The organism is Streptomyces coeruleorubidus (genome assembly GCF_008705135.1).
In the GTDB taxonomy this organism is placed as follows: domain Bacteria; phylum Actinomycetota; class Actinomycetes; order Streptomycetales; family Streptomycetaceae; genus Streptomyces; species Streptomyces coeruleofuscus.
This window is the reverse complement of sequence record NZ_CP023694.1, coordinates 6,592,185-6,611,200: the sequence shown is the minus strand read 5'-3', so window position 1 is coordinate 6,611,200 and position 19,016 is coordinate 6,592,185. Positions and strand designations below refer to the sequence as shown.

Genomic DNA, 19,016 nt, shown 5'->3' with positions numbered 1-19,016 from the left:
ATTCTCAGACTCCAGCGGGCGTACGGGTGTCGGCGTCGGCCAGGTCGGCCGGGGAGGCCAGGTGGCCAAGGACGGCGGTGGCGGCCGCGACCTGCGGCGACACCAGGTGCGTACGACCGCCCTTGCCCTGCCGGCCCTCGAAGTTGCGGTTGGAGGTGGACGCGGAGCGCTCCCCCGGGGCGAGCTGGTCGGGGTTCATGCCCAGACACATCGAGCAGCCCGCGTGCCGCCACTCGGCGCCGGCGTCCTTGAAGACGACGTCCAGCCCCTCGGAGACGGCCTGGAGACCCACCCGCGCGGAGCCCGGGACGACCAGCATCCGTACGCCGTCGGCGACTTTGCGGCCCTTGATCAGCTCGGCGGCGGCGCGCAGGTCCTCGATGCGGCCGTTGGTGCAGGAGCCTACGAAGACGGTGTCCACCTTGATGGAGCGCAGCGGCTGGCCGGCCTCCAACCCCATGTATTCCAGGGCCTTTTCGGCGGCGTAGCGCTCCGATGCGTCTTCGTACGAAGCGGGGTCGGGGACGGACGCCGAAAGCGGTGCGCCCTGGCCGGGGTTGGTGCCCCAGGTGACGAACGGCGACAGTTCGGCGGCGTCGATGACGACCTCGGCGTCGAACTCGGCGTCCTCGTCCGTCCTGAGCGTCTTCCAGTACTCGACGGCCGCGTCCCACTCCGCGCCCTCGGGGGCGTGCGGACGGCCCTTGAGGTACGCGAAGGTGGTCTCGTCCGGGGCGATCATGCCCGCGCGGGCGCCGGCCTCGATCGACATGTTGCAGATGGTCATGCGCGCTTCCATCGACAGCTTCTCGATGGCCTCGCCGCGGTACTCCAGGACGTAGCCCTGGCCGCCGCCGGTGCCGATCCGGGCGATGATCGCCAGGATCAGGTCCTTGGCCGTGACACCCTCGGGCAGTTCGCCGTCGACGGTGATCGCCATGGTCTTCGGGCGGGACATCGGCAGCGTCTGGGTGGCCAGCACGTGCTCCACCTGGGAGGTGCCGATGCCGAACGCCAGAGCGCCGAAGGCACCGTGCGTGGAGGTGTGGGAGTCGCCGCAGACGACGGTGGTGCCCGGCTGGGTCAGGCCCAGCTGCGGGCCGACGACGTGCACGACGCCCTGCTCGACGTCGCCCAGCGGGTGCAGCCGCACGCCGAAGTCGGCGGCGTTCTTGCGCAGCGTCTCCAGCTGGATCCGGGAGACCGGGTCCGCGATCGGCTTGTCGATGTCGAGGGTGGGGGTGTTGTGGTCCTCGGTCGCGATGGTGAGGTCGAGGCGCCGGACCTTGCGGCCGCTCTTGCGCAGGCCGTCGAAGGCCTGCGGGCTGGTCACCTCGTGCAGCAGGTGCAGATCGATGAAGAGAAGGTCGGGCTCGCCCTCCGCGCGCCGGACGACATGGTCGTCCCAGACTTTCTCCGCGAGTGTCCTACCCATCGCTGTTCCCTCCGGTCGACGACGATCCGCCGACCCAACTAGAGATCTTGAAGAGGCGGGCCCGCGCCCCTGCGTTTCCGGGCAACCGCCGCCAGGCCTGTACGTCACGGGCCGCTGTGACTTCGTGTCTTCCAGAGTGGCGGGTTCCACGAGAATTTGAACTTGCGTTTCACAGAGTGAGACGCGAGTATCGTTTCATGGACAACAGTAGCGGCGTCGGCGTTCTGGACAAGGCGGCCCTCGTCCTGAGCGCTCTGGAGTCCGGTCCGGCCACCCTCGCGGGCCTGGTCGGCGCCACCGGACTGGCACGACCCACGGCCCACCGCCTGGCCGTGGCGCTGGAACACCACCGCATGGTGGCGCGCGACATGCAGGGCCGTTTCATTCTCGGCCCTCGCCTGGCAGAACTGGCCGCGGCCGCGGGTGAGGACCGTCTCCTCGCCACCGCGGGCCCGGTGCTCACCCACCTCCGTGACGTCACGGGCGAGAGCGCGCAGCTCTACCGTCGCCAGGGCGACATGCGCATCTGCGTCGCCGCGGCGGAGCGTCTGTCCGGCCTGCGGGACACGGTCCCGGTCGGCTCGACGCTCACGATGAAGGCCGGCTCGTCGGCGCAGATCCTGATGGCCTGGGAGGAGCCGGAGCGGCTGCACCGCGGCCTCCAGGGCGCGCGCTTCACAGCGACGGCCCTGTCGGGCGTACGTCGCCGGGGCTGGGCCCAGTCGATCGGCGAGCGCGAGCCGGGGGTCGCGTCGGTCTCCGCGCCGGTGCGGGGCCCTTCCAACCGTGTGGTCGCCGCGGTGTCGGTGTCCGGGCCCATCGAGCGGCTGACGCGGCACCCGGGCCGGATGCACGCGCAGGCTGTGATCGATGCGGCAGGGCGCCTCTCCGAGGCGTTGCGGCGCACCGGCTGAACATGTTCGGGGAGGGTCGGCCTCAACGCCGCGGCAGGCTTTCCCCGGCCGAGCGCCATGACAGGGACGGTTTCGTCGTCCCGTGCGGGCCGTCGGTGGTTGTTCGCAGTTCCCCGCGCCCGTGAGGGACGTACGAAAAAGGCCCCCCACCGAAGTGGAGGGCCTTCCCTGTGTGTACCCCCGACCGGATTCGAACCGGCGCTACCGCCTTGAGAGGGCGGCGTGCTAGGCCGCTACACAACGGGGGCCTGGACTCTGCGTTTCCGCAGGTCCGAGCTGGTCTACCTGGACTCGAACCAAGACTAACTGAACCAGAATCAGTCGTGCTGCCAATTACACCATAGACCAATGTGGTTTAGACCAGTCAGTACCCCCGACCGGATTCGAACCGGCGCTACCGCCTTGAGAGGGCGGCGTGCTAGGCCGCTACACAACGGGGGCCCTAGCAGTCCCGAAATGATCGTCGATCTTTCGGAACCAGTACCCCCGACCGGATTCGAACCGGCGCTACTGCCTTGAGAGGGCAGCGTGCTAGGCCGCTACACAACGGGGGCTTGCGGATCGGAATCCGCTGGTGCAGATGAGCTCTGCGAGCTGGCCTACCTGGACTCGAACCAAGACTAACTGAACCAGAATCAGTCGTGCTGCCAATTACACCATAGGCCACTGGAACGCAAGCCCTGGAGGGGATCTTGTTCTAGTAGTGCGCCTGGGGATCCTGCCTTCCGGCCCGCTCCCCGCGGCGCAGGAAGAACATTACCTGAAGGTGGACGGGGCTCCAAAACGACTATCCGAGCCGAGCAAAGACGGCAGTTCGGCGAGGGAGGCGATGCGGTGCGGCCCGACGGGCGGGTCGATCGTGGCATACGCGCCCCCGCGGTCGATCCACACCGACAGCAGCCCGGCGTCGGCGGCACCCCGTCCGTCGATCTCCGGGTGGTCGCCGACGTAGGCGACCTGGTGCGGCGACAGGTCGAGGGCGGCGCAGGCCGCCAGGAACGCCCCGGCCTCGGGTTTCGAGACGCCGAGCTCGGCCGCGCACAGGATGCTCTCGAAGCGGTCGTGGACGCCGAGGACGCGCAGCTTGCGGTCCTGGACGTGGATGCTGGAGTTGGACAGCACGGCGTGCCGGTGGCTGGCGGCGAGGGCGTCGAGGACGGGCAGGACGTCCGGGAAGAGGGCCCAGACCGCCTCGTAGTGGGCGCGGTACCGCCTGAACCACGCGTCGGCCTCGGCGTCGGTGAGGTCCTGGCCGAGGAACACCCGTACGCGGTCGCGCCGCTGGTCCTCGAAGGTGGCCTCACCGGCCGCGAAGCGCGCCCATTGCGCGTCGGTGATCTCCCGCCAGCGGGTGATGGCCTGCTCGACGGTGTCGTAGTCGTCGAGCAGGCCTTCGGCCGTCAGGTGGGTGCGCATGCCGAGGCGGTCGGCGGTGGTGTAGTCGAAGAGGGTGTCGTCGACGTCCCAGACCACGGCGCGAATACTCATGACCCGACGGTAACCGTGGCGCGCCGACGTGTCGCCTGACACAGAGCGTGACGAGGGTTACACGGCCGGTTCCGCAAGGTGAGCGCCGGTGCGGAGCTCCTGGAGGTCACTTCAGTTGTTCGATGAACGGTTGATCGCGGACTGGCCAACTTGTAGCCTGCACACGGAAGTTGACGTTCCGAAGGAGGTTCTGTGGAAGAGCAGAAGGCCGAAACGCAGGCCGAAATGTACGTTCCTCCGATGCTGGTCGAGGTCGGCGAGTTCAGCGAAGACACGCTCGGGTTCGGCGGCTGGCGGCTCGACTCGATCTTCGGCATCTACACCTGATCGACGATGCCGGCGTTTGTGATCCTGCCGGACACGACCGCCGCTGCGGTGATGCGGACGCGGATGTCGTTCGCATCACCGCAGGTGGTTTCACACGTATCGGGTCGACCATGGCTGGTGGGTTCCTGGTCGGACGACCGGATCACGGTGGCCACGGCGGGCCCGGTACGCGTAGCGGTGATCGGCGACTGCCCGATCAGCCAGGAGCGGCTCACCGAACTGACGGCGGCGGTCACGACCGTCGCGGACGTGGACAAACTGGCCTCAGCGCTCCCGGGCTCCGCCCATCTGATGGCGTCGGTGGATGGGCAGGTACGTGCGCAGGGCAGCATCAGCGGGCTGAGCCGGATCTTCTACACGCGTATCGACGGCGTACACGTGGCGTCCGACCGGGCCCATGTGCTTGCCGAGATGGTCGGCGCCGTGGTCGACGAGCAATCCCTGGCCGTGCGGCTGGCCAGCGGCCTTGCTCTGGCGCCTCCTCTGAGCGAGCGGTGTCTCTGGGCGGGAATCTCGTCACTGGCGCCCGAGCGGTGCCTGGTGTGGACCCGGGATCAGGCCGACGAGAAAGTGTGGTGGAACCCTCCTGCGCCGCATCTGTCGTTGCGCGACGGCGCAGCCGGGGTGCGAGAGGCGCTCACTGGAGCGGTACAGGATCGTGCCCCGGCCCAGGGGCGTGTCAGTGCTGATCTGTCCGGCGGTATGGATTCGACGTCGCTGTGTTTTCTGGCTGCCCGCCACACACCGGCCTTGTTGACGTTGCGCTGGGCCGAGGCCGATGCGGCCAACGATGACGCAGATTTCGCGGGCCAGGCCATACAGGCACTGGACCGTGCCGAACACCTCGTGGTCGCACAGCGCGAGCTTCCGTCGATCTTCGACACCGAGAGCATCCCGGTCGACGCCGAACAGCCCATGCTCACCATGCGCGCGGCGGCCCGCTTGCGCCACAACGCGCAACTGCTGGCCCAACGGGGCTCTCGTCGGCATCTGGCAGGCCACGGCGGCGATGAACTGTTCCAGCCCTCCCCGGGCTACCTGGCCCCGCTGTTGCGGCACCACCCCGTGCTCGCGCTCCGACGGCTGCGTCAGAACCGGGCGCTCAAGCGCTGGTCACTGCGTCCGGCGCTGACGGGGTTGCTGCGCCCGGGAACCGTGGCCGGGTGGTGGCATGACCAAGCGGACAACCTTCACACGGTCCGGCCGCAGCGGGCACCGGCCATGGGCTGGGGCCTGCACGCCGTACAGGCACAATCCTGGATGACCCCTGCGGGCGTCGACCTGATCCGCCAGGCGTTGAGGCTCACCGCCCATCAGGCCCAACCGCTCAGTGATGACCTCGGACAGCATCAGACCCTGCTTGCGGTGCGTACCACTGCAGCCCACTACCGGTTGATGGCGCGGATCTACGCCGACGTCGGCGTCAACCTGGACCTGCCCTACTACGACCAGCGCGTACTCGAAGCAGTTCTGCGGGTTCGGCCCCATGAGCACGCTGATCCACGGCGCTACAAACCACTGCTGGCCGAGGCGATGCGCGGCATCGTACCGCCGGCGATCCTGGGCCGGGCCACCAAGGGCGAGTTCGGTCTGGACCTGCGCCAGGGACTCGCCGACAACCTCCCCTCGATCCTGAACCTCTTCGCCGACTCCGCACTGGCCCAGCGCGGGCTCATCGACGCCGACACACTGCGCAACCGCCTCTTGGCTCCCCAACGCGACCTGAGCATGGTCTTCGCGTTGGAAGCCCTGCTCGGCTGCGAACTCTGGCTGCGCACTGCCGCGCGCCCCGCCCGACAGCCTAGGGAACACGATGCCCCTGCACCTGCACCCTGACGTAGTCACCACCGAAACCGACGACGGCACCGTCCTGTTGCAGCTGCACACCGGCCGCTACTGGCAACTCAACACCACCGGCACGAGCGTGCTGCGGCGGCTGCTCGACGGCTGCGCGCCCGACGACATCGCCGCCGAACTCGCCCGTCGTCACGAGATTCCGCCCGAGCAGGCAGAACAGGATGTGCAAGCCATCCTCGCCCGGTTGAGTTCGGCGGGCCTGGTGGTGGCCTCGTGAGCGTGCCTGTCACCCTGACCGAACAGCGACGGCTTCCCCCGCACCGACGTGCGCTACCGCTGCTGGCCGTCGCTCTTGCCCGCCCTCTGGCCGACATCCGGCCGGCACGGCTGCGCCGGGTCCTCGAGCTTGCCCGCCGCGGCGCCAAGCCTGCCACCGTCGGCCAGGCACTCGCCGCACGCGAAGCGGTGGTGTCGGTCAGCCTGCGCTGCGCCGGGCAGCACTGCCTGCAACGCTCCATCGCCACCGCCCTGCTCTGCCGGTTCCGCGGTGTGTGGCCGACCTGGTGCACAGGGGTGCGCACTCAGCCCTTCGCCGCCCATGCCTGGGTCGAAGCCGAAGATCAACTCATCGGTGAGAGTTACCCGAAAGGCCACTACAAACCGCTTCTGACCATCGGCCCAGCACCCCGCAAGCACCCCGACCACTGAGCACGGTGTTCAACGTCGCCGGTACCGTAGCCGCGCGATAAGGGGCGGCAGCCGCTACACGGCTGCCGCCCCTTGCCCATGTACGAGTCAGGCCGTCAGCCGCGCCAGCGCCGCGTCGATCCGGGCCAGGGTCTTCTCCTTGCCCAGGACCTCCAGCGACTCGAACAGCGGCAGGCCGACCGTACGGCCGGTGACGGCGACACGGACCGGGGCCTGGGCCTTGCCGAGCTTGAGGCCGTGGGCCTCGCCGGCGGCCAGGACGGCCTCCTTGAGCGACTCGGCGGAGGTCCAGTCGGCCGCCTCCAGCTTCTCCCGGGCGGTGCGCAGCAGGGCGTCAGAGCCTTCCTTCATGGCCTTCGTCCAGCTGGCCTCGTCCTCCACCGGCTCCGGCAGGAACAGGAAGTCGACGTTGTCGGTGATCTCGGAGAGCACCTTGAGGCGGGTCTGGGCGTGCGGGGCGACGGCCTGCCACTTGGCCTCGTCGAAGGCCTCCGGGGCCCAGGGGGCGAACGGCGCCTGGAGCCATGGGCGGCAGCGCTCCGTGAAGTCCTTCACGTCGAGCATGCGGATGTGGTCGCCGTTGATGGCCTCGCACTTCTTCAGGTCGAAGCGGGCCGGGTTGGGGTTGACGTCCGCGATGTCGAAGGCCGCGATCATCTCGTCGATCGTGAACACGTCCTGGTCGGCCGAGAGGGACCAGCCGAGCAGCGAGAGGTAGTTGAGCAGGCCCTCGGGGAGGAAGCCCCGCTCGCGGTAGAGGTTCAGGGACGACTGCGGGTCGCGCTTGGAGAGCTTCTTGTTGCCCTCGCCCATCACGTACGGCAGGTGCCCGAAGGACGGGATCTGCTGGGCGACGCCCAGCTCGATCAGCGCCTTGTACAGGGCGATCTGGCGCGGGGTGGAGGAGAGCAGGTCCTCGCCGCGCAGGACGTGGGTGATCTCCATCAGGGCGTCGTCGACCGGGTTGACCAGCGTGTAGAGCGGGGCGCCGTTGGCGCGGACGATGCCGTAGTCCGGGACGTTCTCCGGGGTGAAGGTCAGCTCGCCGCGGACCAGGTCCGTGAAGGTGATCGTCTCGTCGGGCATGCGGAAGCGGACGATCGGCTCCCGGCCCTGGGCCTTGAACTCGGCGACCTGGGCGTCGGTCAGCTCACGGCAGTGGCCGTCGTAGCCGGAGGGCTTGCCGGCGGCGCGGGCCGCCTCGCGGCGGGTGTCCAGCTCCTCCTGGGAGCAGTAGCAGCGGTAGGCGTGGCCGGCGTCCAGGAGCTTGGCCGCGACGTCCTTGTACAGGTCCATGCGCTGCGACTGGCGGTACGGCGCGTGCGGGCCGCCGACCTCGGGGCCCTCGTCCCAGTCGAAGCCCAGCCAGCGCATCGAGTCGAGGAGCTGGGTGTACGACTCCTCGGAGTCGCGGGCCGCGTCGGTGTCCTCGATGCGGAAGACCAGCGTGCCCTGGTGGTGCTTGGCGAACGCCCAGTTGAACAGGGCGGTGCGCACCAGGCCCACGTGGGGGTTACCGGTGGGCGACGGGCAGAAACGGACGCGTACGGGAGTGCCGGGTGCGCTAGCCACGCTTGACAACCTTGTTGGTGAGAGTGCCGATGCCTTCGATGGTGACGGCGACCTCGTCGCCGACGTTCAGGGGGCCGACCCCAGCCGGGGTGCCCGTGAGGATCACGTCGCCGGGGAGCAGCGTCATGGCCTCGGAGATGTTGACGATCAGGTCCTCGATGGAGTGGACCATCTCGCTGGTGCGGCCGAGCTGGCGCTGCTGGCCGTTGACCGTGAGCTGGATGGTCAGGTCGCCCGGGTCCAGGTCCGTCTCCACCCAGGGGCCGAGCGGGCAGGAGGTGTCGAAGCCCTTGGCCCGTGCCCACTGCTTCTCGCGCTTCTGGACGTCGCGGGCGGTGATGTCGTTGGCGCAGGTGTAGCCGAAGATCACGTCCTTGACGCGCTCGCGCGGGACCTCGCGGCACATCCGGCCGATGACCACGGCCAGCTCGGCCTCGTGGTGCACCTCCTCGGAGAAGGAGGGGTACTGGATCTCGTCGCCGGGACCGATCACCGAGGTGGACGGCTTGAAGAAGGCGAAGGGTGCCTGCGGGACCTCGTTGCCCAGTTCCTTCGCGTGCTCGGCGTAGTTGCGGCCGAAGGCCACGACCTTGTTGGGCAGCACCGGCGGCAGCAGCCTCACCTTGCCGACCGGCACCTTCGTGCCGGAGAGCTCGAAGTCCGCGAACGGGATGCCCTTGATGATGTCCAGGACGAGTTCGTCCTGCTTCTCGCCCTCGATGGCGCCGAAGGCGACGTTCCCGTCGATGGAGAATCTGGCGATGCGCACGGGATGCTTGGCCCCTTGACTGAAGCGGCTGGAGTCTGACGCTCCAGGCTAACGCGGGGAAGGGTCCGCGCCGCGCGCATCACGAAGGGGCGCTCCGTCGCCGGGACGCCCCTTCGATGCTTGTGTCCCGCCGCCGTGAGCATCCGGCGGCCGGTGTGCGTACTCCCTGGTGTCACTCCGCGGCAGCGGCGGCCGCGACGGGGACCTCGGTGAGGATGGTGCGCTTGGGGTTGGCAGTCTGGGTGGGGAGTTCGACGCGGTGCTCCGGCAGTTCCGGCGTCTGCAGTTCGTCGGCGTCGTCCAGGTGCGCCAGCGTCGTGCGTCGCGGGTTGGCGATCTTGTGGAACATCGTCGTCGTCTTCACTGTTTACTTGATCCTGTTCTGTGACAGGCGCCGGGAGAGCGCGAGGACCCTCGCACGGGCGCGGGTTGTCGGTTTTGCCATCTCTGTAAAGCGTCAGGCTAAACATGGGATTCCCGGCGTAATCGCGAGGACTTCATGATCAGCATGTGAGTTTTCTCACGAATCAGGGGGCAAATCGGTCAATCCGGGCTCGCGTCCGACCTCAACGAAACGGACATTGACCCCCTGAAGCCCTCATTCCGCTGCTGATCATGGCGACTGGGACACCCATGAGGCCTCGGCGACTCGCGGGCATACGCCCGAAATGGGCGAACTCACTCTCTACGTCCGGTGATTCGGCACTCACGTGGTGTCACCTATGTCACGGCCTGGCATACGAGCCTTGTTGGAGATCCTGTGCTGTGCTGGAATGCCACGGACCGCCGCAGGATCGAGCCGGCGCACAGGGGGCGCACAGACGCGCCGAGTGGCGGTGAGAAGGGGGAGCCAGCGCCGGTCACTCACGACCACCACGGGGGCGTACTCAGGGCGTCCCCAGAACGCCGACACCGTGCCCCACCGTTCACGCGATGGGGCGCCTGGTCCAGAGGTTGCGACGCTAGTGCAGGGACGTTTCAAGAGGGATGGCAGCGCTTCGGCGGAGCCGGAGCCGCACGGCGGGACCAACCGAGGTCCCTCGGCCCAGCACGCCCAGAACCAGGGCCCGGCGGGTGACGGCGGGGAACGCCCCGGGCGCCCCGGCGCGTCGGCCCCCACGGGGCCCGCGAGCCCGGCCCCGGCCCTGAAGCCGCCGACGGGCCCGGCCGGCCCCGGCCCGCGAATAGCTCTGCGCAACTGGCGCATCTCCACCCGTCTGGTCTCGCTGCTCGCCCTCCCGGTGGTCGCGGCCACCTCGCTCGGCGCGCTGCGCATCAACGACTCCATGGACAGCATTCAGCAGCTCGACAACATGAAGCTGCTGACGGACATGACCAAGCAGGCCACCGAGCTGTCCGCCGCCCTCCAGGAGGAGCGCGACCAGTCGGCCGGCCCGCTGGCGCACGGTGGCAAGTCGACTGACTTCACGGTCAAGGGCCTGCGCGAGAAGACCGACCGGGCGAGGAAGAACTTCCTCGACAGTTCGGAGCAGATCGACAGCGCCAGCAAGGACGGCAACCTCAAGGGCGTCCGCGAGTACCTCATCCAGCTCGCCGGCGAGCTGGGCGACCTGGAGCAGATCCGCAAGGGTGCCTACGCCTCCGAGGACAACTCCACGCAGACGATCGAGGCGTACCACCGTCTGATCGAGAACCTGATCGACCTCTCCCAAGACATGGCCGAGGCGACCAGCAACCCGGACATGATCCAGCGCACGCGTGCGCTCGCGGCGTTCTCCTCCGCCAAGGAGTACTCCTCGATCCAGCGTGCGGCCCTGGCGGCGGCACTGCCCGCGAGCAACACCACCACCGGCAAGCTCTCGCCGAACGACCGGCTCTACGCCGAGTCGGCCCTGGAGAGCCAGAATTCCGAGATCCGCAGCTTCAAGAGCATTTACGGCGAGGACGCCGCCGCCGAGCTGCTCAAGCCCATCGAGGACGGCGGCAACTCCACGATCAAGGCGACCGACACCTACGCGGGCCGGGCCCTGGTCTCCGCGAGCGGTCTCGCCCAGCAGGACAAGCGGTCCTACCGCGACTGGCTGGACGACAGCTCCACCAAGATCCAGCAGATGAAGAACATCGAGCACACCCTGCTCGAGGAGATGGAACAGAAGGCCCGCGAGCTGCGCAGCGCCACCGAGCGCGACGCGATCATCTCCGGTGCCCTGATCCTCATCGTGCTCGGTGTCTCGCTGGTCGGCGCCTTCGTCGTGGCCCGCTCCATGATCCGCTCGCTGCGCCGCCTGGAGGAGACCGCGACCAAGGTCGCCTCCGACCGGCTGCCCGAGCTGGTCAAGCAGCTCTCCGAGTCCGACCCGCAGGACGTCGACACGTCCGTGGAGTCGGTCGGTGTGCACTCCCGGGACGAGATCGGCCGGGTGGCCGCGGCCTTCGACGACGTGCACCGCGAGGCGGTCCGCCTCGCCGCCGAGCAGGCCCTGCTGCGGGGCAACGTCAACGCGATGTTCACCAACCTCTCGCGCCGCTCCCAGGGTCTGATCCAGCGCCAGCTTTCGCTGATCTCCGAACTGGAGTCCCGCGAGGCCGACCCGGACCAGCTGTCCTCGCTGTTCAAGCTCGACCACCTCGCCACGCGTATGCGCCGTAACGGTGAGAACCTGCTGGTTCTCGCGGGTGAGGAGCCCGGCCGCCGGTGGACCCGCCCGGTCCCGCTGGTCGACGTGCTGCGTGCCGCCGCCTCCGAGGTGGAGCAGTACGAGCGCATCGAGCTGGCCTCGGTGCCGACCACCGAGGTCGCCGGCCGCGTGGTCAACGACCTCGTGCACCTGCTCGCCGAGCTGCTGGAGAACGCGACTTCGTTCTCCTCGCCGCAGACCAAGGTCAAGGTCACCGGTCACGCCCTGCCCGACGGCCGCGTCCTGATCGAGATCCACGACACCGGTATCGGTCTGTCGCCGGAGGACCTGGCGGCGATCAACGAGCGGCTCGCCTCTCCCCCGACGGTGGACGTCTCCGTCTCCCGCCGCATGGGTCTGTTCGTGGTCGGCCGGCTGTCGCAGCGGCACGGCATCCGCATCCAGCTGCGCCCGTCCGACTCCGGTGGTACGACCGCGCTGGTCATGCTCCCCGTCGACGTCGCCCAGGGCGGCAGGAAGCCCCAGCCCAAGCAGGGCGGTCAGCCGCCGGTCGGCGGTAGCGGTCCGGCCGCCGCGCAGGCCGCGGCCGGTGCGGCCGCGGCCCGGCGTGCCGCCGGTGCCGGCGGCCAGGGCGGTGGCGCCCTCGGAGCCGGTGCTTCCGGTGGCGGCTTCGGTGGCGGTGCGTCGTCGGGCGGTGGCCGGCTCGCCGCCGGCCAGGGTCCGCGGGCCGCGCTGCCCGGGCGGGACGCGGACGGTGGCCGTCCGGGCGGTGGGCGCGGACCGCAGGGTCCCGACAAGTCCCCGTCGTTGTTCGAGCAGAGCGCTCCGCCCGCGCCGCCGCAGGGCCGTCCGGCACCTGCCGGTGCCGGGTACGGTCAGGCGCCGGGTGCTCCGCAGGGTCTGCAGGCCGCGGGTACGAACGGACCGCAGGACCAGGGCCAGGGCAGGGGCCGGCAGCGCCCGGGCAACGCCGAGCAGGGTCAGGGCCGTCGGCCGCAGCTGCCGCCGCGCGGCGGTCCGCGGGCCGAGCTGCCCGGCGGTGACCCGCAGCCCCGCGTGCCGAGCTGGAGCGACGAGAACGCCCAGCCGCCGGTGCCGCGTGCCTCGCTGGACACCCCGCGCGGGCACGAGGAGCCGGATGTCTCCCGTACCTCTCAGATGCCGCGGATCGACGACCGCCAGGGCCCGGGTTCGACGGCGGAGATCCCCGCCGTGCCGCGCGACGACGACCGGCAGGGCCCCGGCTCTCCGGCCGACTACGGCACGGGCGGCCCCCAGCACGCGGACCGTTTCGGCCTTCCCGGCACGGACGGTTCACAGGGTTCGGGCCAGTTCGTCCGCCCGGACGTCTACGGCGCCCCGGCCGGCCACCGCGACCCGTCGTCCACGACGGGCCAGTACCCGGCTCCGCAGTCCTACGACAACGGCTCCACGGGCCAGTACCCGGCGCCCCGGCAGGACAACGGCTCGACCGGTCAGTACCCCGCGCCGCGCCAGGACAACGGCTCCACGGGCCAGTACCCGTCTCCGCAGTCCTACGACAACGGCTCGACCGGTCAGTACCCCGCACCGCGCCAGGACAACGGCTCCGGCCGGCCCACCCTCCCCGGTCCGGCCACCCCGGCCGACCCGGCGGGCACGGGCCAGTTCGAGCGGCCGCAGGTCAACGGCGCCCGGGGCGGAGCCGACTTCGGTGCCCCGCGTCCGCCCGCCCCGCAGGCACGGCCCGCACGGCAGGAGCCCGAGGCCCTGCCGCCGGCGTCCGGTCCGGGCGACGGGCGTACGCCGCTGTACGACACGCTCGAGACCAACTGGTTCCACGGCCAGCAGGAGCAGCAGCAGAGCAACGGCTCGGCTCCCGCCCCGCAGCAGCCGCAGGGAGCCGGCGGTCCGCAGCGGTCCGCCCCCGCCGGCTGGCGCAGCTCGCCGAACGACGACCTCGTCCGCCAGGCCGAGCGCGTCCGCCAGCCCGCCGCCGGCGGTGTCACCACCTCCGGCCTGCCGCGCCGGGTGCCCCGGGCGAACCTCGTTCCGGGCACGGCTCAGCAGCAACCACAGCAGAGCGGTCCGCAGATCTCTCGTGCCCCCGATGACGTCCGCGGTCGGCTGACCAATCTCCGCCGCGGTATTGCACAGGGTCGTCAAGCCGGGTCCACCCAGACCGGCAGCTTCCCTCGGCCCTCTCACCAGCAGGAGCGTTAGTTGAGTCCGATGAGCCAGGCGGCACAGAACCTGAACTGGTTGATCACCAACTTCGTGGACAACACCCCCGGGGTGTCCCACACCGTCGTCGTGTCCGCCGACGGTCTCCTCCTGGCGCTGTCGGAGGGCTTCCCGCGCGACCGCGCGGACCAGCTCGCGGCTGTCGCCTCCGGCCTGACGTCCCTGACGGCGGGTGCCTCCCGGATCTTCGAGGGGGGCGATGTCGCGCAGACGGTCGTGGAGATGGAGCGGGGATTCATGTTCCTCATGTCCATCTCGGACGGCTCGTCGCTGGCGGTCCTCGCCCACCCCGACTGCGACATCGGCCTCGTCGGCTACGAGATGGCGCTCCTGGTCGACCGCGCGGGCGCGGTCCTCACCCCCGACCTGCGAGCTGAGCTCCAAGGCAGTCTGCTCCATTGATCGGCCCCGGCACCACCCGTCTCACCACATCACCGTCCGGCCGCCACACACCCCACACAGGCCTCGTCAGACGGCTCGACTGACCGACTTGCTGTCCCGCCCGGAGGACCCATGACCCCGCCCCCCGCCTCTCATGATCCGTACGCGGAGCCGTACGAGGACGAGGGCGACCAGCCGCTGGTCCGGCCATACGCCATGACGGGCGGCCGGACGCGGCCGCGTTACCAACTGGCCATCGAGGCACTGATCAGCACGACCGCCGATCCCGCGGCGCTCATGGGGTTGCTCCCGGAGCACCAGCGCATCTGCCACCTGTGCCGTGAGGTGAAGTCGGTCGCCGAGGTCTCGGCCCTGCTCAACATGCCGCTGGGTGTGGCGCGGATCCTGGTCGCGGACCTCGCGGAGGCCGGTCTCGTCGCGATCCACCAGCCGGGCGGCGACGATGCCACCGGCGCACCGGACGTGACACTGCTCGAAAGGGTGCTCAGTGGACTTCGCAAGCTCTGACGCGGGTCGTTCGACCACCTCCGCGAAGATCGTGGTGGCGGGCGGCTTCGGCGTGGGCAAGACCACGTTCGTCGGCGCCGTCTCGGAGATCAACCCGCTGCGCACGGAGGCCGTGATGACCTCCGCCAGCGCGGGCATCGACGACCTCACGCACACCGGGGACAAGACCACCACCACGGTGGCCATGGACTTCGGCCGTATCACCCTGGACCAGGACCTGATCCTGTACCTCTTCGGTACGCCGGGCCAGGACCGCTTCTGGTTCATGTGGGACGATCTGGTGCGCGGCGCGATCGGCGCCGTGGTGCTGGTGGACACCCGCCGTCTCGCCGACTGCTTCCCCGCGGTCGACTACTTCGAGAACAGCGGCCTGCCCTTCGTCATCGCCCTCAACGGCTTCGACGGCCAGCAGCCCTACACCCCCGATGAGGTGCGGGAAGCTCTCCAGATCGGTCCGGACGCCCCCATCATCACGACGGACGCCCGGCACCGGGCCGACGCGAAGAGTGCCCTGATCACGCTGGTCGAGCACGCTCTGATGGCACGACTGAGGTAGCACCCAATTCAGAAGCGCAATACGGCAGTTGTCGTAGATGCACCGGAGCCGACTGTGTCCTTTGACACGGTCGGCCAAGGTGTTCATAACGTTTCGGCAGAGGAATCTGGTGGTACGGCCACGCGTCGCGCACATCCGGTCTCGCTGCGCGCACAATCGCCCCGCCTTTTGGCGGGGCTCGTTCTTTATGACCGTTTTATCTGGGGCTTACATCCCTCGGAATCCCCACCTCGGACTGTTTGGAAGAGCGCAGGTCGTCGTGCTGGAATGCCTGAACTGCCCAATAGTCAATGACGTACACGTCAGTCGATGGCATCACCGGGCTCTGAGAAACTGCGGCACAACGTTGGTGCCGACCGCCGAGAGGTTGTTGGTCGAGTGAGGCGAAGCAAGAACAGTCCCGAGCCGTCGGCCCGGGGCAACTTCACCCCGCCGCCGCGCACAGCGGCGCCCGCCCCCGTGCCGGGTTCGGAACCATCGGCCGCGCCCGCCGAGAGCGGCGGCCGTCTCTCCCCGCGCAACTGGCGAGTGGCGACCAGGCTCAACGCCATCCTGCTCATACCCGTGCTGGTCGGCCTCGTCATGGGCGGCTTCCAGGTGAAGAGCTCGATCGACACCTGGCAGGAGGCCGAGGACGCGGAGAACACCGCGCGTCTGGTGCGGGCCTCCCTGCTGTACGCCAACGCCCTCTACAACGAGCGCGACACCTCCGCGGCACCCCTGCTGAAGGGCAGCGCCCAGACCTCCCAGGACAAGGCGACCGTCACCCAGGTCCGCAAGACCACCGACGAGGCGGCCGACGCCTTCGACGCCGCGGCCCAGAACATGCCGGCCAAGCCCGGCCTGGAGCGCCGTCTGGACCTGTTCCGCAAGGCGGAGCCCAAGCTGCAGACCCTGCGCCAGGTCGCGTACACCTCCAAGCTCAAGGGCGTACAGACCGAAGAGGGCTACGTCGAGATCGCCCACCCGCTGACGGAGTTCGCCAACGAGCTGGGCCTCGGCACCGGCAACATCACCAGCTACGGCCGGACCGTGTACGCCATCGAGCTCACCAAGGCGGCATCGTCGCTCCAGCGCTCCATCGGCATGCACATCCTGACCAAGCCGGGCCCGGACGACGGCAACCTGGCCAGCCAGCGCATCGCCCTGTCCTCGTACGCCTACCTCGAGCGCATCGCCGTGCAGGAGTACATCGGCGGCGGTACCGAGCAGGACGCGGCCAAGCTCAGGGCGGCAGAGGCCAAGCTCAAGACCGACGGGGCCGCGATGGCCCGGGAAGCCAAGGCCAAGGACCCGGACTACGTCCCCCCGCCCTCCAAGCCGGAGACGATGGTCGCGGCCATCGCGACGCTCCAGACCACGGACCCGAGCGCCCGCGCCGCTCTCGCCGAGCAGGGCATCACCGCCGACAACTGGTGGGCGGTCAACACGCTCAAGTTCAACGCGTACGAGAAGATCGAGACGGACCTGGCCGACAAGGCCGTGAGCGAAGCGTCCGACATCGCCGACGACGCCCAGCGCGACGCCTACATCACCGGTGCCGCCGTCGTGGTCGCCCTGCTCCTGGCCTTCATCCTGGCCGGCGCGGTGGCCCGCCAGATGAGCCGCTCGATGCGCCAGCTGCGCAACGCCGCCTTCGGCATCGCCGAGCAGCGCCTGCCGATGCTGGTCGACCAGCTCTCGCGCACCGACCCGGGCCGCGTCGACACCCGTGTCCAGGCCATCCCGATCACCACCACGGACGAGATCGGCGAGGTCGCCCGCGCCTTCGACCAGGTCCACCGCGAGGCCGTCCGGCTCGCCGCCGAGCAGGCCCTGCTGCGGGGCAACATCAACGCGATCTTCACCAACCTGTCGCGCCGCAACCAGTCGCTGATCGAGGGCCAGCTGACCCTGATCACCGACCTGGAGAACAACGAGGCCGACCCGGACCAGCTGGAGAACCTCTTCCGCCTGGACCACCTCGCGACCCGTATGCGCCGCAACGGCGAGAACCTCCTCGTCCTCGCCGGCGAGGAGCCCGGCCGCCGCTGGGACCAGCCGGTCCCGCTGGTCGACGTGCTGCGCGCCGCCTCCTCCGAGGTGGAGCAGTACGAGCGCATCGAGCTGTCCGGCGTCCCCGAGGCCGAGATCCACGGCCGGGCCGTGACCGACCTCGTGCACCTGCTCGCCGAGCTGCTGGAGAACGCCACGACGTTCTCCTCCCCGCAGACCAAGGTCCGCGTGACCGCGACCCGTCTCCCCGACGGCCGGGTCATGATCGAGATCCACGACAAGGGCATCGGCCTGACCGCCGAGGACTTCGCGGACATCAACCACAAGCTGGCCAACCCGCCGACCGTGGACGCCGCGATCTCGCAGCGCATGGGCCTGTTCGTGGTCGGCCGGCTGTCCGACCGGCACGGCATCCGCGTCCAGCTGCGCCCCTCGGGCGAGCAGGCCGGCACGACCTCGCTCGTCATGCTGCCCGACGCGATCACCCATGGTGGTGGCGGCGAGCAGCACGTGGACCGCGACGAGTTCACCGTCTCGCAGATCATCCCGGAGCAGAACTTCGGCGGCGAGAACTTCAACCAGCAGCCCATGCGCACGGCGGCGGAGCTCGGCTTCGACGACAGCCGTTACTCCGACGTCCCCGACGACATACGCGAGCTGGACCCCGTCGGCCGCTCCCTGATGCGCGAGGAGCGCCGGGCGGCCCTGGAGGCCCAGTCGACCCAGCACCCCGAGCTGCCCGGCCGCCAGAGCAACCAGGAGCCCACCGAGGCCCCTGGATACCCCGACGAGTACAACGGCCAGCAGGGCTACGACGCCGGCCAGGCCTACGACACGGGTCAGACCGGCTACCCGGAGCAGCAGCCGTCCGCGTACGACCGTCAGGCGCCGTACGAGGAGCAGCAGGCGTCGTACCAGGAGCAGCAGGCGTCGTACGAGCAGCAGCGGCAGACGGCCTACGAGGAGCCGCAGCGGGGCGCGTACGACGAGCAGTACTACGCGCCGAACGGCGGTCTGCCGCAGAACGACACCTTCTCGCCGAACGGCGGCTACCCGGACCCCTCCTATGCGGAGCCGGCCCAGGAGGAGCCCCCGGCGCAGGGTGCGGGCGCGCCCGGCAGCTTCGCCGCCTTCGAGCAGCGGCGCTACCAGGACGACTGGCCCCAGCAGGACGGTTACCAGAACGGCTACCCGAGCCAGTACCCTTCTGAGGCCCAGGAAACGGAATCTGCGCAGGCCGCTGACGCGAGTGAGCAGGACCGCGTAGGCTTCGACCGTCCGGGACAGGCCCAAGCCGCCGCACCCTCGCTGACCGACGCCGGGCTTCCCCGCCGCGGGTCCGCCGCGAGCGGTGCGAACGGCACGGGCGGCGCCCGGCACGCGAGCCAGGAGCCTCCGGCCTCCACCCCGGAGAGCAACGGCGACCGCGACTGGCGTTCGGCGAACGACGAGCGGTGGCAGCAGGCCTCGCAGCTCCGGAAGCCCAAGGCGGGCGGGGTCACCTCCTCCGGCCTGCCGAGGCGGGTGCCCAAGGCCAACCTGATCGAGGGTTCCGCCGAGAGCACTCCCCAGGGGGGCCCACAGGTCTCCCGCGCCCCGGAGGACGTCCGGGGCAGGCTGAGCAACCTGCGCCGCGGCGTACAGCGTGGACGCAGCGCAGGCAGTGAAACGAACGGCCAGGGCTTCGGTCCTGACAGCACCTACAACCAGGAGCGTTAGTGTG

Annotated in this window: 15 protein-coding genes and 5 tRNA genes; 10 read left to right on the top strand and 10 right to left on the bottom strand. The window is 69.7% G+C overall.

Going from position 1 to position 19,016, the window contains the following annotated elements:
• Window positions 1-4: 4 nt before the first annotated feature.
• Window positions 5-1,435, bottom strand: coding sequence for a 3-isopropylmalate dehydratase large subunit (gene leuC, locus CP976_RS30690; protein WP_150483228.1), 1,431 nt, complete (start codon window positions 1,433-1,435; stop codon window positions 5-7).
• A 197-nt stretch (window positions 1,436-1,632) separates the two neighbouring features.
• Between leuC and ndgR the strand changes: the two genes are divergently transcribed.
• The gene (ndgR, locus tag CP976_RS30685; RefSeq protein WP_020270051.1) at window positions 1,633-2,349 is read left to right on the top strand and encodes an IclR family transcriptional regulator NdgR; all 717 of its coding nucleotides are present in this window, start codon (window positions 1,633-1,635) and stop codon (window positions 2,347-2,349) included.
• A gap of 175 nt (window positions 2,350-2,524) precedes the next feature.
• On the opposite strand, the gene CP976_RS30680 is transcribed toward ndgR, so the two are convergent.
• The 6 genes from CP976_RS30680 to CP976_RS30655 all read right to left on the bottom strand — a co-directional run bounded on the left by CP976_RS30680 (window position 2,525) and on the right by CP976_RS30655 (window position 3,837).
• A tRNA-Glu gene (locus CP976_RS30680) sits at window positions 2,525-2,597 on the bottom strand.
• Window positions 2,598-2,625: 28 nt separating this feature from the next.
• A tRNA-Gln gene (locus CP976_RS30675) sits at window positions 2,626-2,697 on the bottom strand.
• A 20-nt stretch (window positions 2,698-2,717) separates the two neighbouring features.
• Window positions 2,718-2,790 (bottom strand) — tRNA-Glu (locus tag CP976_RS30670).
• A 40-nt stretch (window positions 2,791-2,830) separates the two neighbouring features.
• Window positions 2,831-2,903 (bottom strand) — tRNA-Glu (locus CP976_RS30665).
• 40 nt (window positions 2,904-2,943) lie between these two features.
• Window positions 2,944-3,015 (bottom strand) — tRNA-Gln (locus CP976_RS30660).
• A 90-nt stretch (window positions 3,016-3,105) separates the two neighbouring features.
• On the bottom strand, window positions 3,106-3,837 hold the full coding sequence (locus tag CP976_RS30655) for an HAD family hydrolase (protein ID WP_150483227.1): 732 nt from the start codon (window positions 3,835-3,837) through the stop codon (window positions 3,106-3,108).
• A 192-nt stretch (window positions 3,838-4,029) separates the two neighbouring features.
• Here CP976_RS30655 and CP976_RS30650 point away from each other — a divergent pair, with 192 nt between their 5' ends.
• Genes CP976_RS30650 through CP976_RS30635 form a run of 4 tightly spaced genes read left to right on the top strand, consistent with a single transcriptional unit; the run spans window position 4,030 to window position 6,669 of the window.
• The gene (locus CP976_RS30650) at window positions 4,030-4,164 is read left to right on the top strand and encodes a lasso RiPP family leader peptide-containing protein (protein WP_373304908.1); all 135 of its coding nucleotides are present in this window, start codon (window positions 4,030-4,032) and stop codon (window positions 4,162-4,164) included.
• Between the two features lie 6 nt (window positions 4,165-4,170).
• Window positions 4,171-6,000 carry an asparagine synthase-related protein gene (locus CP976_RS30645; RefSeq protein ID WP_150483226.1) on the top strand — a complete coding sequence of 610 codons (1,830 nt, stop codon included), beginning with the start codon at window positions 4,171-4,173 and terminating at the stop codon, window positions 5,998-6,000.
• The gene (locus tag CP976_RS30640; RefSeq protein WP_167537453.1) at window positions 5,978-6,238 is read left to right on the top strand and encodes a lasso peptide biosynthesis PqqD family chaperone; all 261 of its coding nucleotides are present in this window, start codon (window positions 5,978-5,980) and stop codon (window positions 6,236-6,238) included. The genes CP976_RS30645 and CP976_RS30640 overlap by 23 nt, the downstream gene beginning before the upstream one ends.
• A complete protein-coding gene (locus CP976_RS30635; RefSeq protein ID WP_150483225.1) occupies window positions 6,235-6,669 on the top strand; it encodes a lasso peptide biosynthesis B2 protein in 435 nt (144 codons plus the stop codon). Before CP976_RS30640 ends, CP976_RS30635 begins: the two co-directional genes overlap by 4 nt.
• A gap of 87 nt (window positions 6,670-6,756) precedes the next feature.
• Here the strand turns inward: CP976_RS30635 and gltX are convergent, their stop codons facing one another.
• The 3 genes from gltX to CP976_RS30620 form a co-directional block, all read right to left on the bottom strand.
• On the bottom strand, window positions 6,757-8,241 hold the full coding sequence (gene gltX, locus CP976_RS30630) for a glutamate--tRNA ligase (protein WP_150483224.1): 1,485 nt from the start codon (window positions 8,239-8,241) through the stop codon (window positions 6,757-6,759).
• A complete protein-coding gene (locus CP976_RS30625) occupies window positions 8,234-9,010 on the bottom strand; it encodes a fumarylacetoacetate hydrolase family protein (protein WP_150483223.1) in 777 nt (258 codons plus the stop codon). Before CP976_RS30625 ends, gltX begins: the two co-directional genes overlap by 8 nt.
• 172 nt (window positions 9,011-9,182) lie before the next feature.
• Window positions 9,183-9,374 carry a hypothetical protein gene (locus CP976_RS30620; protein ID WP_167537232.1) on the bottom strand — a complete coding sequence of 64 codons (192 nt, stop codon included), beginning with the start codon at window positions 9,372-9,374 and terminating at the stop codon, window positions 9,183-9,185.
• 601 nt (window positions 9,375-9,975) lie between these two features.
• Between CP976_RS30620 and CP976_RS30615 the strand changes: the two genes are divergently transcribed.
• The 5 genes from CP976_RS30615 (at window position 9,976) to CP976_RS30595 (ending at window position 19,012) form a co-directional block, all read left to right on the top strand.
• The gene (locus CP976_RS30615; RefSeq protein WP_150483222.1) at window positions 9,976-13,812 is read left to right on the top strand and encodes a sensor histidine kinase; all 3,837 of its coding nucleotides are present in this window, start codon (window positions 9,976-9,978) and stop codon (window positions 13,810-13,812) included.
• A 9-nt stretch (window positions 13,813-13,821) separates the two neighbouring features.
• Entirely contained in the window at window positions 13,822-14,235 is a 414-nt protein-coding gene (locus CP976_RS30610; RefSeq protein ID WP_029181510.1) for a roadblock/LC7 domain-containing protein, read from the top strand.
• A gap of 111 nt (window positions 14,236-14,346) precedes the next feature.
• The gene (locus CP976_RS30605; RefSeq protein ID WP_053668780.1) at window positions 14,347-14,742 is read left to right on the top strand and encodes a DUF742 domain-containing protein; all 396 of its coding nucleotides are present in this window, start codon (window positions 14,347-14,349) and stop codon (window positions 14,740-14,742) included.
• Window positions 14,723-15,298, top strand: a complete 576-nt coding sequence (locus CP976_RS30600; protein WP_003993187.1) for a GTP-binding protein — start codon at window positions 14,723-14,725, stop codon at window positions 15,296-15,298. Before CP976_RS30605 ends, CP976_RS30600 begins: the two co-directional genes overlap by 20 nt.
• A 378-nt stretch (window positions 15,299-15,676) precedes the next feature.
• Window positions 15,677-19,012 carry a sensor histidine kinase gene (locus CP976_RS30595; protein ID WP_167537452.1) on the top strand — a complete coding sequence of 1,112 codons (3,336 nt, stop codon included), beginning with the start codon at window positions 15,677-15,679 and terminating at the stop codon, window positions 19,010-19,012.
• Window positions 19,013-19,016: the final 4 nt, after the last annotated feature.

What these genes read in the sequence shown, in the direction of transcription:
- leuC (WP_150483228.1), bottom strand. Translation starts at nt 1,435, where the DNA reads ATGGGTAGGACACTCGCGGAGAAAGTCTGGGACGACCATGTCGTCCGG.
- ndgR (WP_020270051.1), top strand. Translation starts at nt 1,633, where the DNA reads ATGGACAACAGTAGCGGCGTCGGCGTTCTGGACAAGGCGGCCCTCGTC.
- CP976_RS30655 (WP_150483227.1), bottom strand. Translation starts at nt 3,837, where the DNA reads ATGAGTATTCGCGCCGTGGTCTGGGACGTCGACGACACCCTCTTCGAC.
- CP976_RS30645 (WP_150483226.1), top strand. Translation starts at nt 4,171, where the DNA reads ATGCCGGCGTTTGTGATCCTGCCGGACACGACCGCCGCTGCGGTGATG.
- CP976_RS30640 (WP_167537453.1), top strand. Translation starts at nt 5,978, where the DNA reads ATGCCCCTGCACCTGCACCCTGACGTAGTCACCACCGAAACCGACGAC.
- CP976_RS30610 (WP_029181510.1), top strand. Translation starts at nt 13,822, where the DNA reads ATGAGCCAGGCGGCACAGAACCTGAACTGGTTGATCACCAACTTCGTG.
- CP976_RS30605 (WP_053668780.1), top strand. Translation starts at nt 14,347, where the DNA reads ATGACCCCGCCCCCCGCCTCTCATGATCCGTACGCGGAGCCGTACGAG.